We start from the raw sequence: 15328 nt of genomic DNA on the forward strand, positions 1-15328 counted from the left end.
TGTGAGCCAAGATGACGAAGATAGACCAAGGCAAGCGACAGTTCCTCAAGGTAGGCGGCGCGGGGCTCGTCGGTACCGGCCTGGCCGGCTGTCTCGGCGGCGGCAGCGGCGGGAGCGAGACGACGACCGAGGCCGACGAGACGACCACCGAGTCCGGCGGCGAGACGACCGACTCGGGGACGACCACCGAGGCGTCCGACTCCCTGAACGTCGGGATGGTGTACTCGACCGGCGGACTCGGCGACAACTCGTTCAACGACATGGCCCACAAGGGCATCAAGCAGGCCGAGTCCGAGTACGGCGTCACCTTCAAGAACGCCGAGCCGAGCAGTCCCTCCGACATCGCGACGCTCCAGCGTCGGTTCGCCCAGTCGGGCGACTACGACCTCATCAGCTGCATCGGCGTCGGCCAGAACACCGCGCTCACCAAGAACGCCAAGCGGTTCTCCGACCAGAAGTTCATGGTCGTCGACACGGTGGTCGACCAGCCGAACGTCTCGAGCTACACGTTCAAGGAGCACCAGGGCTCGTTCCAGGTCGGCCACCTCGCCGGGCTGCTGACCCAGCAGGACTTCAGCGCCGGGGCGGGCCAGACCACGGATACCGCGTCCGTCGGGTTCGTCGGCGGCAAGGAGATCCCGCTCATCAAGAAGTTCGAGGCCGGGTTCAAGGCCGGCGCGAAGCACGTCAGCACCGACATCGAGTTCCGGTCTGCGTACGCCGGCACGTGGAGCGACCCGGGCCAGGGCCAGTCGATCGCCAACTCGATGTACAACAACGGCGCCGACATCGTCTACCACGCCGCGGGCGGCACCGGCAACGGCGTGTTCAAGGCGGCCCAGAACCAGGGCCGGTACGCCATCGGCGTCGACGCCGACCAGTCCAAGACGCTGCCGGACTACGCGGACGTCATCCTGGCGAGCATGGTCAAGCAGGTCGACGAGGCGGTCTACCGGTCGGTCGAGAACACCGTGAACGGGAACTTCGACGGCGGGTCGTCCCACAGCCTCGGACTCGAGGCGGGCGGCGTCGAGGCGGTGTACGGCCAGCAGCTCGGCTCGGAGATCCCCGACGACGTCAAGTCGAAGCTCGAGTCCTCGCGCGAGAAGATCGTCGCGGGCGACATCGAGGTCCCGACCGACCCGAAGAACGCCTGAACGGGCTCTCTGCGGTCGCTCTTCTCTCTTTCGCGCCGTCTGTCTCTCAACAAAGCGTCGCTTTCATGACCGTCGGCGCTGAAGTCCGTGTGGTATGTGGGGGAGAAACACGCGACGACGCCGATTCTTGCGAGCGCTGGGCGGGACGGCCGCGCTCGGGACGACCGGGTTCCTGCAGGACAGCACGACCAACGTCGGGATGGTGTACGCCACCGGCGGGCTGGGCGACAACTCGTTCAACGACATGGCCCACACCGGGGTCCAGCGGGCCGCCGAGCAGTTCGACGTGGAGTTCCAGAACGCCGAACCGGGGAGTCCGAGCGACGTGACGTCGCTCCAGCGCCGGTTCGCCCGGTCGCAGAACCCGGACTACGACCTGATCTGCTGCATCGGGTTCGTGCAGGCCGAGGGGCTCCAGCGCAACGCCCAGCGGTTCCGCGACCAGCGGTTCATGGTGGTCGACACGGTAGTCGAACAGCCCAACGTGGCGAGCTACACGTTCAAGGAGCACCAAGGCTCGTTCCAGGTCGGTCACCTCGCGGGGCTGATGACGACGATGGACTTCAGCGCCGGGGCGGGCCAGACCAACGACGCGACGACCGTCGGGTTCGTCGGCGGCCAGGAGGTCCCGCTCATCAAGAAGTTCGAGGCGGGCTACATGGCGGGCGTCAAGCACGCGAACCCCGACGTCGACGTGCTCTCGGCGTACGCCGGGTCGTTCAGCGACCCCGCGCAGGGCCAGTCGATCGCCAACTCGATGTACAACAACGGCGCCGACATCATCTACCACGCGGCGGGCGGCACCGGCAACGGCGTGTTCCGGGCGGCCCAGAACCAGGGCCGGTACGGCATCGGCGTCGACGCCGACCAGTCACAGAGCCTGTCGGACTACGCCAACGTGATACTGGCGAGCATGGTCAAACACGTCGACAACGCCGTCTTCCGGTCCATCCGCGGGGTCGTCGAGGGCAACTTCGAGGGCGGCTCGGTCAATCGGCTCGGGCTGGAGCAGAACGGCGTCGAGGCGGTGTACGGCCAGCAGCTGGGGTCCGAGATTCCCCAGGAGGTCAAGTCCGCGCTCCAGCAGTCCGAGCGGCGGATCGTGAACGGCGAGATCGAGGTGCCGACCGCACCGGCACAGGTCGGGCAGTCGACGACCACAACGCAGTGACCCCGACGCCGACCGCCAGGCAGTGATTCGCACGCCGACCACGGGGTAGGCCTGTCGAATCGACAGCGGGACCGGCGATAAGGCGAACACGTGTCTCTTTTCCGAACGCTCCTCTACAAATCACGCATCTTAAGCGGACCCGTCGTGAACACCGACCAAAGATGACCGTAGCCGTCCACCTGGAGGGGATAACCAAGCGGTTCCCCGGCGTCGTCGCCAACGACGAGGTCGACCTCGCGGTGGAGGAGGGGAGCGTCCACGCCCTCCTCGGCGAGAACGGGGCGGGGAAGACGACGCTGATGAACGTGCTGTACGGTCTCTACCAGCCCGAGGGCGGGACCGTCCACGTGCACGGGGAGCCCCGCGAGTTCGACACGCCGCGGGACGCCATCGACGCGGGCATCGGGATGATACACCAGCACTTCATGCTCGTCGACACGCTGAGCACCGCCGAGAACATCGTGCTCGGCCACGAGCCCCGGAAGTGGGGCGGACTCGCGATGGACCGGGCGCAGGCCGAGGCGGACGTCCGGGAACTGAGCGAGCGCTACGGCTTCGACGTCGACCCGACCGCCCGCATCGAGGACGTCAGCGTGGGGGTCCAGCAGCGCGTCGAGATTCTGAAGGCGCTGTACGGCGGCGCCGACGTGCTCATCCTCGACGAGCCGACTGCGGTGCTCACGCCCCAGGAGGTCGAGGACCTCTTCGAGGTGTTCGACGAGCTGGCGGCCGAGGACAAGACCATCATCTTCATCACCCACAAGCTGGGCGAGGCGATGGAGGCCGCCGACGACATCACGGTGCTCCGGGACGGCCGGAACGTCGGGACGGTGGACGCCGACGCCACGAGCCGCGAGGAGCTCGCCGAGCTGATGGTCGGCCGGGAGGTGCTGCTCGAGGCCGACAAGGAGCCCGCCGAACCGGGCGACGTCGGCCTGTCGGTGTCGGACCTGCGGGTCACCGACGACCGGGGCGTCGAGCAGGTCGGCGGCGTCGACATCGCGGCCCGCGAGGGCGAGGTGTTCGGCATCGCCGGGGTGGACGGCAACGGTCAGTCGGAGCTCGTCGAGGCCATCACCGGGCTCGCCGCGCCCGAGGAGGGGTCGGTCTCGATGGGCGGCCGGGACGTCACCGACCTCTCGCGCCGCGAGCGCATCGACGCCGGGATGGCCTACGTCCCCGAGGACCGCCAGGAGCGCGGGCTGGTGATGGAGTTCGACCTGGTGGAGAACGGGCTGCTCGGCAGCCAGCACGGCCCGCCGTTCGCCGGCGGGGGCCGCATCGACTGGGGCCAGACCCGCGACCACGCCGAGGACGTCATCGAGGAGTACGACGTGCGGCCGCCGAACGCCGACGCCGAGGCCGAGTCGCTGTCGGGCGGCAACCAGCAGAAGTTCGTCGTCGGCCGGGAGTTCGCCCGCGACCCCGAGGTGGTGGTCGCCTCGCATCCGACCCGCGGGGTCGACGTGGGGAGCATCGAGTTCATCCACGAGCGCATCCTCGACCTCCGGCGTGCGGGCAAGACCGTGCTGCTGGTCTCCTCGAAGCTCGACGAGGTCCAGCAGCTCTCCGACCGGCTCGCCGTGATGTACGAGGGCGAGATCATGGACGTGGTCGACCCCGACGCGGTGACAGAGGAGGAGCTGGGCCTGCTGATGGCGGGCGAACACCCCGAGGACGCGCCCAGCATCGCCGACCCCGTCGGGGGTGAGCGATGAGTTCGAGCGGTCCCGACGACGCGCCGGACCGCGACGACGGTGACGAGACCGACCCGAATCCGGAGGACTCGTGGCAGGGCCGGGCCGACCGCGCGCTCGGGCGGCTGGTCGACGCCTCCGCGGTCGAACGGATCCTCATCAGCCTCGCGGCGCTCGCGCTGTCGGTGGTCGTCGGCGCGCTGGTCGTGCTCGCGTCGGGGTGGGTGGCGACCTGCGACTCGCCGTTCTTCGCCGCCTCCGGCGTCGGGTCGTTCTGCTACGACCCGGTCGCGGTCTACCGGGTCATGCTCGGCGGCGCGCTGTTCCCGTCGTACAACTTCGCGCTCACGCTCAAGGAGACGACGCTGCTGCTGTTCACGGGGCTGGCGGTCGCGGTCTCGTTCCGCGCCGGGATGTTCAACATCGGGACCCAGGGCCAGCTGGTGCTGGGCGCGCTCGGGACCGCGCTGGCGGTCGTCTGGGTGGCGCCGGTGGTCCCCGCGGGCGCGGTGGGCGGGCTGATCCTGATAACCGTCGGCCTGCTCGCCGGCGCCGTCGTCGGCGGCATCTGGGGGGCGATTCCGGGCGCGCTGAAGGCCTACGCCGACGCCAACGAGGTCATCACGACCATCATGCTCAACTTCGTGGCGTCGGGCATCGCGTTCACGCTGGTCTCGGAGGTGTTCAAGGACCCCAACAGCCAGACCGTCCAGACCCGGGCGGTCCCGGAGTTCGCGCGGTTCCAGCCGGTCTTCTTCGGGGAGTCGGTGTTCTCGTTCTCGGCCTACGCGCTGGTCGGGGCGCTCGCGCTGGCGGGTGCCATCTACTGGATGCTCAACGGGACCTCGTTCGGGTACGACCTCCGGACGAGCGGCGTCCAGCCGGAGGCCGCCGAGTACGGCGGCGTCGACGCCGAGCGGACGATGGTTTCGAGCATGGCGCTGTCGGGCGCCATCGGCGGGCTCGGCGGCGCGGTGTACGTCCTGATGGTCGCCTCGCGGTGGCGAACCGGAATCCCGTCGCTGGGCTTCGACGGCATCACCGTCTCCATCCTCGCGGGCAACAACCCGCTGGGGGTCATCCCGGCGGCGCTGCTGTTCGGCGCGCTCAAGACCGGGAGCCTCTCCATCGAGTTCCAGCTCGCGGTGCCCAAACAGCTGGTCGGGGTCCTGCGCGGGCTCATCATCCTGTTCGTCGCCATGCCGGAGTTCTTCCGGATGGTCGGCGCGCGGTTCCGGTTCGGCGAGGAGCAGCCGTCGGTGGCGACCGACGGCGGCGGCGGAACTGGGGGCGACAGCGTCGAAGGGACCACAGACGGCCCGGTCGGCGGGCAGACGGACGCCCTTGACGGCGAGACGACCGACGCCGCCGGCGACGACCGCGGGGGTGACGACCGATGAGCTACGCCGGCCCCTCGCGGAAGCGCCGCTGGCTCGGGGGCGCGGCGGCCCTGGTCGCGCTCGTGCTGGTCGCGGTCGAGCTGTTCTTCCCGGAGAGCCCGGTGTCGGAGATCGTCCGCATCGTCGACGCGAACTACGTGCGAGCGGTGCTGCGGCTCGCGGTCCCCATCGCGTTCGCGGCGCTCGGCGGCATCTTCGCCGAGAAGAGCGGCGTCATCAACATCGGACTCGAGGGGCTGCTCATCATCTCGGCGTTCACCTCGGTCGCGGTGGCCGCGACCATTGGCGGCGGGAGCCCCACGCAACTCGAGCTGTGGCTCGGTTTCTGGGCCGCGGTACTGGCGAGCGTGCTGTTCTCGCTGCTGTTCGCGGTCGTCTGTATCGAGTTCAAGGCCGACCAGATCATCGCCGGCCTGGCGGTCTGGCTCATCGCGCTCGGCCTCGCGCCGTTCGCGAGCAAGGTCATCTGGGGCCAGGTCAACAGCCCGCCGGTCGCCACGCTGAACAACTTCGACCTGCTGGTGGCCGAGGTGAACCCGCCGGTCGTGATGATGCTGGTCGCGGTGCCCGCGGCGTGGTACGCGCTGAACCGGACCGCCTTCGGTCGGTGGATCGAGGCCAGCGGGGAGAACCCGAAGGCGCTCGATACCGTGGGCGTCGACGTCCGGAAGGTGCGGTACTCGGGCGTGCTGCTGTCCGGGTTTTTCTCGGGGCTCGGCGGCGCCGGCCTGGCGCTCGGTCGCGTCGGCCAGTTCATCGGCGGCGGGGCGACGATGGTCAACGGCCGGGGCTGGATCGGCATCACGGCGCTGCTGTTCGGCAACTACAACCCGCTCGGGGCGTTCGGCGCGTCGTTCCTGTTCGCGAGCCTGGACGCGCTCCAGATCCGGCTCCAGCAGCTCGGCTACAGCATCCCGAGCGAGCTCATCGGCATCATCCCGTACGTGACCGTGGTCGTGGTGCTGGCGTTCGTCGGTCACACCCGGATTCCGGACGCCGCGGGCGAGCACTACGAGTCCGGCGAGGAGTAGCGCCCGCGTGTTCCGTCGCCGGACTCTGTTGCTGCCCCGCATACTGCGACCGCTCCATGCTGTCGGCTCAGCCCTCTCGGGGTAGTCGGACTGGCGGTCCCCAGTGCGCGCAGACTGCCCTCCTTCGGGACCGCGCGAGGCGTCCGGCCGAGATTCGTCCCGACTTCGCATTTCAACCTTCGGGACTCGCTTTCGCTCGCAAGGACCTGTCGGGCGAGGGCGGGAGATATATGGCCCGCGCCTCCCAACCTCCACCACCATGGACGAACTCATCGAGGCCGCCCGCGAGGTGCAGGACGAGGCCCACGTCCCCTACTCGGACTACCCGGTCGGCGCGGCGCTCCGGACCGCCGACGGCAGCGTCTACGTCGGCTGCAACATCGAGAACGCCAACTACAGTAACTCCCTCCACGCCGAGGAGGTCGCGGTCGCGGAGGCGGTCAAGCAGGGCCACCGCGAGTTCGACGCGCTGGCGGTGAGTTCGGGCCGGCGCGACGGCGTGACCCCCTGCGGGATGTGCCGCCAGACGCTCTCGGAGTTCTGCGACGACGACATGCCGGTGGTCTGCGACGAGGGCGACGACGTCGCGGAGTACACGCTCGGCGAGCTCCTGCCGAACACCATCACCGAGGAGATGCTGGAGTAACGACCTCGAATCGGCTACTCCGCCGAGACGTCCGGGAAGCAGTTGAACTCGACCGTCACCGAATCCAGGGGTTCGTCGCGGGCGTTCACCGCGACGATCCTGTACTGGTTGTGGAGCGGTCGCTCGCCGAGGTACTGCTCGTACAGCAGCTGTCCCTCCCCGACCCGGTCCTTGTTCGCCATCAGGTCGGCGTCGCCCGCCGAGACCGGAACCACGTACGCCAGCTCACCGGACGCACCGTAGACCCGGAGCGAATCGACCCCCTTCGAGCGCACGTCGTCCAGGTACAACGGAACCGACAGTCTGACGTCGTCGTCCTTGACGTAGGCCTGCGCCCCGTTGTCGAGAACGTCCCCGTCTCCGTGTTCGAGCGCACCGGTCTGGCAGTCGATCGTGTCCGAGCCGCCCGATTCGGCGGCGCTACAGCCCGCGAGCCCGGCGGCGGTCGCGCCACCGAGAGCGGCGAGAAGCTTGCGTCTGGAGGGCATCACTCTGAACTCTCACACGGCCTCCATGAGTGTTTTCCTGTCGACACCACGCCGCCCCGGGGCGCGACGAACCCTTTATACTCGCCGACCGAGTCAGCCAACGGCATGACCGGCGACAGCGAAGACCCCAACGACGACGTGCAGTACCACATCGAGGTCGGCGAGGGCGACGTTGCCGACGCGGTCCTCCTGCCGGGCAATCCCGAGCGCATCGAGAAGATAACCCAGTTCTGGGACTCGGCCGAGGAGGTGGCCCGCCACCGCGAGTACCGGACCGTCACGGGCGAGTACGAGGGGACGCCCGTCAGCGTCACCTCGACCGGCATCGGCAGCCCCTCGGCGGCAATCGCGGTCGAGGAACTCGCCCGGGTCGGCGCGGACACCTTCATCCGCGTGGGGTCGTGCGGCGCCATCCAGCCCGACATGGCGGTCGGCGACCTCGTCATCTCGACCGGCGGCGTCCGCCAGGAGGGCACCAGCGACGCGTACGTCCGGGAGGACTACCCCGCCGTCGCCGACTACGAGGTCGTCTCCGCACTCGTCGCGGCCGCCGAACGTCTGGGCTACGACTACCACACCGGCGTCACGATGAGCGCCGACAGCTTCTACGCCGGTCAGGGCCGGCCGGGGTTCGAGGGGTTCGAGGCCGCGGGCAGCGACGAACTCGTCGAGACGCTGAAGGACGCGAACGTCAAGAACATCGAGATGGAGGCCTCCGCCATCATGACGCTGGCCAGCATCTACGGCCTCCGGGCGGGTGCGGTCTGCTCGGTGTTCGCCAACCGTGAGACCGGCGAGTTCCTGACCGAGGGCGAGAACCGCGCGGCCGAGACCGCGAGCCTCGCGGTGAAGCTGCTCGCGCAGATGGACGCGACGAAGGCGGAGGCCGGCGTCGAGCGGTGGCATTCTGGTCTCAGCCTCGACTGAGCGCCACTGTACTGCGAGCGAACGAAGTGAGCGAGCAGCGCTTTTTGGTCCGGATTTTCGCGCCGAGCGGTACCCGCAACTCCGAGCGCCGCGAGGGGTGAGGATACCCGAGACGGAAAAAGGTGGGATCGGACGCGACGAAGGCGGAGGCGGACGTCGAGTGGTGGCACCCCGGGCTGAGTTTGGAATAGCTCCCACGGCGTCGTCTGCGAGATTTTAAATGCGAAGGCGGGACGAATCTCGGCCGGACGCCTCGCGCGGTCGGCCAGAGTCGGCACCTGCGACCGCCAGTCCGACTACCCCGAGAGGGCTGAGCCCTTCCCCCCGACCCCGTCACTCGTCGTCGCGGTCCGCCGCCCGCACCGACAGGACCGGCACCTCCGAGGTCCGGACGACCTTCGCGGCGGTGCTGCCCATGAAGTACCGGTCGAATCCGGTCCGGCCGTGGGTCCCCATCGCGACCAGGTCCACGCCCTCTTCGTCGACGTAGTCGACCAGCCCGCTCGCCGGGACGCCCTCTCCGACCGCGGTCGTGGCGTCGAGCCCCGCCTCGCGCGCCCGCTCGGCGATGGCGTCGGTCGCCTCGCGACCCTGCTCTTCGAGCCGCGACAGCAGGCCGGTTTCGCCGGGGGCGTCCGATGCGGTGGCCGCGGCTCGGATGTCGACGACGTACACCGCGTGGACGGTCGCGTCGAACTTCTCGGCGACCGCGATGCCGTGGTCGACCGCGAGCTCCGCGCAGTCGCTGCCGTCGGTCGGAATCATGACGTCGTCGTAGCCGTCGTCGAGGACGCTGCGTTCGGTCGCCCGTACCGTGAACACCGGCACCTCCGAGAGCCGGACGATGCGCTCGGCCACGCTCCCCATGACGTACCGGTTCACGCCGGTCCGACCGTGCGTTCCCATGAAGACGAGGTCCACATCGTGTTCGTCGGCGTAGGCGAGGATGCCCTTCGAGGGTCTGTTCCGGACGACCGCGGTCTGAACGTCGTCGCCCGGTTCGGCCAGCGCTTCGAGGTCCGCGATGATGTCGCGGGCCTCGTCTTCGAGACGGCCGACGAACGCCTCGTCGACGCCGCCCGCGCTGAACAGTCCGCCCGCGTCCTGGACGTCGACCACGTTGATGAGGTGGACCGTCGCGTCGAACGCCCGTGCCAGGGTCAGCGCGTGCTCGGCCGCGCGCTCTGCGTGTTCGCTGCCGTCGGTCGGAACGAGGAGCGTGTCGTACATGGTGACTCGTACCGCGGCGGTACGACCCGTACTTCCTTAATACGGGCGACACTGCTCGGATCGCGAGAACCGGGGACAGAAAGAAGACGGCCGATCCGGCGTGGTTCTACAGGAGGTCGGCGTCGACGAGCCGGTCGACCGCCTCGCCGATGCGCTCGGTGCTGTTAGCGTAGGAGATGCGGGCGTAGCCGGGCGCGCCGAACGCGCTGCCCGGCACGGTGGCGACGTGGGCCTCCTCCAAGGCCTGCTCGCACCACGTCTGGTCGTCGTCGGCCACGGGCATCATCAGGTAGAATGCGCCGTCGGGTTCGGGCGCCTCGACGCCCTCCTCGCCCAGGCGGTCGAGCAGGAACGACCGGCGCTCGGCGAACGCCTCGACCATCTCGTCGACGGCCTCGTCGGTGTTCCGGAGCGCCTCGACGCCGGCGTGCTGGACGAAGTTGGTCGCGCAGGAGACCGAGTGGGAGTGGAGCTTCCCGGCCTGCGAGACGAGTTCCTCGGGCCCAGCGAAGTAGCCGAGTCGCCAGCCGGTCATCGAGTAGGCCTTCGAGAACCCGTTTACGGTGACGGTCCGCTCGGCCATCCCGTCGAAGGTGCCCAGGCTGGTCGGCTCCGCGCCGTAGGTTATCTCCTGGTAGATCTCGTCGCTGATGACGGTCACGTCGTGGTCGACCGCGAGGTCGCGGACGCCCTCGAGGGCGGCGTCGGAGTAGACCGCGCCCGTGGGGTTGCTCGGGGAGTTGACCACGAGCAGTTCGGTGTCGTCCGAGACCGCCTCGCCGAGGTCGTCCAGCCCGGGTTCGAGCTGGAAGTCGTGGGGCGAGAGATCGACGCGATTGAGCCGGCCGCCCGCCAGCTTCACCATCGCCTCGTAGGAGACCCACGCGGGGTCGAGCAGGACGACCTCGTCGCCGTCGTCCACGAGAGTCTGGACGGCCTCGTAGAGCGCCTGCTTCGCGCCGGGCGTCACGATGACGTTGCCGGCCTCGTGGTCGAGGCCGTCGTCACGGAGCTTCTCGGCGATGGCCTCGCGGAGTTCGGGGATACCGTTCGAGGAGGTGTAGCCGGTGTGGCCCGCATCCATCGCTTCCTGGCCGGCGTCGACGACGTTGTCGGGCGTCGGGAAGTCGGGTTCGCCCACGCTCAGGTCCACGACGTCCGCACCCTCGGCCTCGAGTTCGCTCGCGAGGTTGCTGATGGCGAGCGTCGCGCTCGGTTCGACTCGTTGTATTCGGTCCGAAAAGTCCATGTTCAGAGTTCCTCCGTTAGATCGATCGCCGCGTCTACAGCCTCCGCACCCTTCTCTACGCGCTCGCGGGCCTCCGCTCCGGACATGCCCGGACCGCTCACGCCGAACGTCACCGGCGTGTCGCGGTCGAGGCTCACGTCGGTCAGCCCCTTCGCGGTCGCGTCGGCGATGACGCGGTCGTGGTCGGTGTCGCCGGTCACGATGGTACCGACCACCGCGACGGCGTCGACGTCTTCGCGTCTGGCCAGCCGGTCGGCCGCGAGCGGGGCGTCGTACGCGCCGGGGACGCGGAGCGTGTCGACCACCTCCGCGCCGCGGTCGCCGGCCGCCTCGCGGGCGCGTTCCTCCATCTGCTCGGTCACCTCGCGGTTGAATCGCGAGACGACGAGCCCGAGAGCAACCATGCTCGGGACGAGGACTGGACCGGTAAAAGAACTACCGTTCTCCGGAAAACTTGTATCCCTCGGGATGGTTCCCGGAAACGATGACCGCAGACGAGCAGTCCGCGAGCGCCCGGCGGTGGACCCCCGACACCGTGACCGCGTTCGGTCGGACGGTCGGCACCCGCACCGCCATCGCGGTGGTCGCGGTGACGCTGCTGGCGCTGTCGCTTCGCTTCTTCGCGCTCGGCGCCCGCGTGTTCCACTGGGACGAGGGCCGGGTCGGCTACTGGATCCTGCGTTACGCCGAGAACGGCATCTGGGAGTACCACGCCGTCATCCACGGTCCCTTCCTCTACCACGTGAACAAGTACCTGTTCTGGCTGTTCGGCGCGAGCGACTTCGTGGCGAGGGTGCCCGTCGCGGTGGTCTCGGGGCTGCTCCCCGCGACCGCGTGGCTGTTCCGCGAGCGACTCGGCCGGGTCGAGATGGTCGCGGTGGGGCTGTTCTTCGCGGTCAACCCCATCTCCCTGTACTACTCGCGGTTCATGCGCAACGACGTCCTGCTGGCGGCGTTCATGATCTACGCGCTGGCGTTCTACGTCCGGCTGTTCGACACCCGCAAACCGCGGTACCTCTACGCCGGGACGCTGATGCTCGCGCTGGCGTTCACCACGAAGGAGAACGTCCTGGTCTACGTCGTGACGTGGCTGGGCGCCGCCGTCCTGCTGCTGGACCACCGGCTCCGGCTCGCCGACGACCGGGCGGCGGCACTGCCCGGGCCGCTCCCCGACGCGGTCCGGGGTTATCGGTCGGCCCGCGACGACGGCCAGACACGGTTCGGGGCGTTCTACCGGGAAGTGGTCGTTCCTGTCGCACGGGCGGTCCTGTTTAGCCGGTGGACCATCCACGTTGTCGCCGGACTCGTCTTCTTCTTCGCGGTCGTAATCTTCTTCTACGCGCCGCGGTCGCGGGGCATCCCCGAACCCGGCCTCTGGAAGGCGTTCTCGAACCCAGGCATGTTCCCGGCGGTGATAGAGGAGGCGACCGTCGGGTCGTGGGAGTCGTTCGTCGGCAAGTGGGGCGAGGGTAACCAGACGGCGTACATCGGGACGCTCGAGTCGCTCGGCGCGGTGCTCTGGGCGGGCGCGCCCGTCCTGCTCGCGCTGTCGGTCGTCGGCTTCGTCGTCGACCGGTTCGCCGGCGACCGGCCGCGCGACCTGGTGGCGTTCGCCGGCTACTGGGGGTTCGTCAGCGTGCTGGGCTACCCCGTCATCGTGGAGAACGCCTTCCCGTGGGAGGTCGTCCACGCCGTGATCCCGCTGGCGATCCCGGCGGGGGTCGGCCTCGCCATCTTCGTCCGGTGGGGCGCGGAGTTCGTCGCCGACGGCGACGCGGTGAGCGCCACGCTCACCGCCCTCCTCGTGCTCGCGCTCGCCGGTCAGGTCGCGGCCGCCGCGGTCGACACCACGTACCTCCACCCGGCCGACCGGTACCTCGACGACGCCGAGCAGAACGAGAACAAACTGCTCCAGTACGGTCAGCCCGCCGAGGGAATCCGCCCGACCCTCGAACGGGTGCGCTACGCGGTGAACCGGAACGACGGGACCGACGTGCTGTACTACGGGTCGGACTTCTACGTGGCCGACGAGACGGAGAACGACCGCTGGGCTGCGGGCGGCGGCTGGTACGACCGGCTGCCGCTGCCGTGGTACACCGAGCAGTACGGCGCGGAAGTCGACAGCACCACGGACCTGAACGAGGTCGCCTCGAACCCGCCGCCGGTCGTCGTCGCCCGCGCGGAGAACCGGGAGGCCGTGGCGCAGCGACTCGACGGCTACCGGGCGTTCGAGCACGAGCTCACCCTCTGGGGCAGCCGGACGGTCTTCTTCATCGACCGGGAGTACCTCGGGTCGGCGGGCGGCGCCGGGGGCCAGCAGCAGCGCAGCGTGGCTCCACCGAGCGTGTGACCGGTTGCCATCGACTACAGTGCCGACTACGAACTACAGTGAGGCCACCGACTACGAGCGACTGACCTGCTGCCCAGTGGCCACGAACGTGTATATCTCTTGGCCGAGTTGGCAAATCTTATGCAGTGGCGTCCACAAGTACCGCCCAGATGAGCGACAACGAGACGCTCGGCGTCGTGGGCGGCGGACAGCTCGGCCGGATGCTGGCGGAGGCGGCCGCCCCGCTCGGCGTCGAACTGGTCGTGCTCGACCCGACGCCCGACTGTCCGGCCTCCCTCGTCTCCCGGGACCAGGTCGTCGGCGAGTTCGACGACGAGGCGGCGGTCCGGGAGCTGGCCGAGCGCGCCGACTACCTGACCTACGAGATCGAACTGGCCGACCCCGACCTGCTGGCGGCCGTCGAGCGCGAGTACGGCGTTCCCGTGAACCCCGACCCCGAGACGCTCCGGACCATCCAGGACAAACTGGTCCAGAAGGAGACGCTGCGCGAGGCCGGGATTCCCGTGCCCGAGTTCCGGCGGGTCGACGACCGCGAGGACCTGGAGGCGGCGGTCGACGCGTTCGGCTACCCGGTCATGCTGAAGGCCCGCGAGGGCGGCTACGACGGCCGGGGGAACGTCCCGGTCGAAGACGAGGGCGATATCGACGAGGCGCTGGCCGAAATCGAGGCCACGACCGACGGCGACGGAGCGCGCGCGATGGTCGAGGAGTTCGTCGACTTCGAGCGGGAGGTCTCGGTCATCGGGGTGAAAGGGGACGACGAGACCGCGACCTTCCCGCTGGGCGAGAACGTCCACCGCGAGGAGATTCTCCGCGAGACGGTCGTGCCGGCCCGGACCGACGAGGAAGTCGCCGACCGCGCCCGCGAGGTAGCCGAGGACGTGCTCGACCTGCTGTCTGGACGCGGCGTCTACGGTATCGAACTGTTCGAAACCCCTGATGGGGAAATCCTGGTCAACGAGATCGCTCCCCGGCCCCACAACTCCGGCCACTACACCATCGAGGGCGCGCTGACCTCCCAGTTCGAGCAGCACGCCCGCGCCGTGACCGGTCGGCCGCTCGGCGCGACCGACCTCCGGAGCCCGGTGGTGTCGGCGAACATCCTCGGCGACGACGGCGAGCGCCGGCCCGCCGAGACATCAGGCGAGGAGGCGATTCTGGCCGCGCCCGGCGCGAGCTACCACTGGTACGGCAAGCACGAGGTGTACCCGCTCCGGAAGATGGGCCACCTCACGCTGGTGGGCGGCTGCGACGAAGATGGTCCTGACCGGCTGCTGCAGGCGGCCCGCGACCTGCGCGACGAGGTGACCTTCGAATGAGCGAGAGCGAACTCCAGCGACTCATCGACGACCTGCGAGCCGAGGCGGAGACCGACAGAGACCCCGAGGACACACCCGAAATCGGGATTATCATGGGGAGCGACTCGGACCTCGACGTGATGGCCGGGTCCGACGACTCCCCGGGCGCCTACGACGCGCTGACCGACCTGGGCTTCGAGGAGGTCACCGACTACGACGACCCGCCCGAGGCCCGGTTCACCTTCGAGACGTACGTGGTGTCGGCCCACCGCACGCCCGAACTGATGTACGCCTACGCCGAGACGGCCGAGGAGCGCGGGCTGGACGTGATCGTCGCGGGCGCCGGCGGCAAGTCGGCCGACCTGCCGAACATGACCGCGTCGCTGGCGTACCCGCTTCCCGTCGTCGGCGTCCCGGTCCAGGAGAAGTCGCTGCCCTCGGTCGTCGGGATGCCGACGGGCGCACCCATCGTCGCGGTGGACGCCGGCAAGTCGTTCAACGCGGCGCTGTCGGCGGTCCAGGTGCTGGCCCGCCAGCACGAGGAGTTGCGCGACGAACTCGTCGCGTACCACGACGACCTCCGGGAGGGCGTCGCCGACGTCTCGCGGCGGCTCCACGAGCGAGGGACGCCCGGCTTCCGCGACGGAGAGTAGGAGACCCGAGACGTCGCCCGTCGGCGTCGAC

Annotated in this window: 14 protein-coding genes; 10 read left to right on the forward strand and 4 right to left on the reverse strand. The window is 69.3% G+C overall.

The features are described from left to right. Nucleotides 1–11 precede the first annotated feature (11 nt). The 6 genes from DVR07_RS03635 (at nt 12) to cdd (ending at nt 7102) form a co-directional block, all read left to right on the forward strand. Nucleotides 12–1157, forward strand: a complete 1146-nt coding sequence (locus DVR07_RS03635) for a BMP family lipoprotein (protein WP_115795409.1) — start codon at nt 12–14, stop codon at nt 1155–1157. Nucleotides 1158–1251: 94 nt separating this feature from the next. Further along, nucleotides 1252–2328 (forward strand): BMP family lipoprotein, encoded by a 1077-nt coding sequence (locus tag DVR07_RS03640; protein ID WP_115795410.1) that lies wholly within the window; start codon nt 1252–1254, stop codon nt 2326–2328. Nucleotides 2329–2489: 161 nt separating this feature from the next. Further along, nucleotides 2490–4046, forward strand: a complete 1557-nt coding sequence (locus DVR07_RS03645) for an ABC transporter ATP-binding protein (RefSeq protein WP_115795411.1) — start codon at nt 2490–2492, stop codon at nt 4044–4046. Further along, nucleotides 4043–5425, forward strand: a complete 1383-nt coding sequence (locus DVR07_RS03650) for an ABC transporter permease (RefSeq protein WP_115795412.1) — start codon at nt 4043–4045, stop codon at nt 5423–5425. The genes DVR07_RS03645 and DVR07_RS03650 overlap by 4 nt, the downstream gene beginning before the upstream one ends. Further along, the gene (locus tag DVR07_RS03655; RefSeq protein ID WP_115795413.1) at nt 5422–6456 is read left to right on the forward strand and encodes an ABC transporter permease; all 1035 of its coding nucleotides are present in this window, start codon (nt 5422–5424) and stop codon (nt 6454–6456) included. Before DVR07_RS03650 ends, DVR07_RS03655 begins: the two co-directional genes overlap by 4 nt. A 259-nt stretch (nt 6457–6715) precedes the next feature. Then, nucleotides 6716–7102, forward strand: a complete 387-nt coding sequence (gene cdd / locus DVR07_RS03660; protein WP_115795414.1) for a cytidine deaminase — start codon at nt 6716–6718, stop codon at nt 7100–7102. A gap of 14 nt (nt 7103–7116) precedes the next feature. Here the strand turns inward: cdd and DVR07_RS03665 are convergent, their stop codons facing one another. Then, nucleotides 7117–7590 (reverse strand): hypothetical protein, encoded by a 474-nt coding sequence (locus DVR07_RS03665; protein WP_115795415.1) that lies wholly within the window; start codon nt 7588–7590, stop codon nt 7117–7119. Between the two features lie 105 nt (nt 7591–7695). Here DVR07_RS03665 and DVR07_RS03670 point away from each other — a divergent pair, with 105 nt between their 5' ends. Next, complete coding sequence (locus tag DVR07_RS03670) at nt 7696–8517, forward strand: nucleoside phosphorylase (protein ID WP_115795416.1); 822 nt, start codon at nt 7696–7698, stop codon at nt 8515–8517. Nucleotides 8518–8850: 333 nt separating this feature from the next. On the opposite strand, the gene DVR07_RS03675 is transcribed toward DVR07_RS03670, so the two are convergent. The 3 genes from DVR07_RS03675 to ribH all read right to left on the reverse strand — a co-directional run bounded on the left by DVR07_RS03675 (nt 8851) and on the right by ribH (nt 11400). Further along, a complete protein-coding gene (locus DVR07_RS03675; RefSeq protein WP_115795417.1) occupies nt 8851–9747 on the reverse strand; it encodes a universal stress protein in 897 nt (298 codons plus the stop codon). A gap of 106 nt (nt 9748–9853) precedes the next feature. After that, the gene (locus tag DVR07_RS03680) at nt 9854–10996 is read right to left on the reverse strand and encodes a pyridoxal phosphate-dependent aminotransferase (RefSeq protein WP_205254476.1); all 1143 of its coding nucleotides are present in this window, start codon (nt 10994–10996) and stop codon (nt 9854–9856) included. A gap of 2 nt (nt 10997–10998) precedes the next feature. Then, the gene (gene ribH / locus DVR07_RS03685; RefSeq protein ID WP_115795419.1) at nt 10999–11400 is read right to left on the reverse strand and encodes a 6,7-dimethyl-8-ribityllumazine synthase; all 402 of its coding nucleotides are present in this window, start codon (nt 11398–11400) and stop codon (nt 10999–11001) included. Between the two features lie 80 nt (nt 11401–11480). On the opposite strand from ribH, the gene DVR07_RS03690 reads away from it, so the two are divergent. The 3 genes from DVR07_RS03690 to purE all read left to right on the forward strand — a co-directional run bounded on the left by DVR07_RS03690 (nt 11481) and on the right by purE (nt 15297). After that, nucleotides 11481–13346, forward strand: coding sequence for a flippase activity-associated protein Agl23 (locus tag DVR07_RS03690; RefSeq protein ID WP_115795420.1), 1866 nt, complete (start codon nt 11481–11483; stop codon nt 13344–13346). A 149-nt stretch (nt 13347–13495) separates the two neighbouring features. Beyond that, the gene (locus DVR07_RS03695) at nt 13496–14665 is read left to right on the forward strand and encodes a 5-(carboxyamino)imidazole ribonucleotide synthase (RefSeq protein WP_115795421.1); all 1170 of its coding nucleotides are present in this window, start codon (nt 13496–13498) and stop codon (nt 14663–14665) included. Continuing rightward, complete coding sequence (gene purE / locus DVR07_RS03700; RefSeq protein ID WP_115795422.1) at nt 14662–15297, forward strand: 5-(carboxyamino)imidazole ribonucleotide mutase; 636 nt, start codon at nt 14662–14664, stop codon at nt 15295–15297. The genes DVR07_RS03695 and purE overlap by 4 nt, the downstream gene beginning before the upstream one ends. Nucleotides 15298–15328 lie beyond the last annotated feature (31 nt).

It is taken from the genome of Halorussus rarus, from assembly GCF_003369835.1.
Taxonomy (GTDB): domain Archaea; phylum Halobacteriota; class Halobacteria; order Halobacteriales; family Haladaptataceae; genus Halorussus; species Halorussus rarus.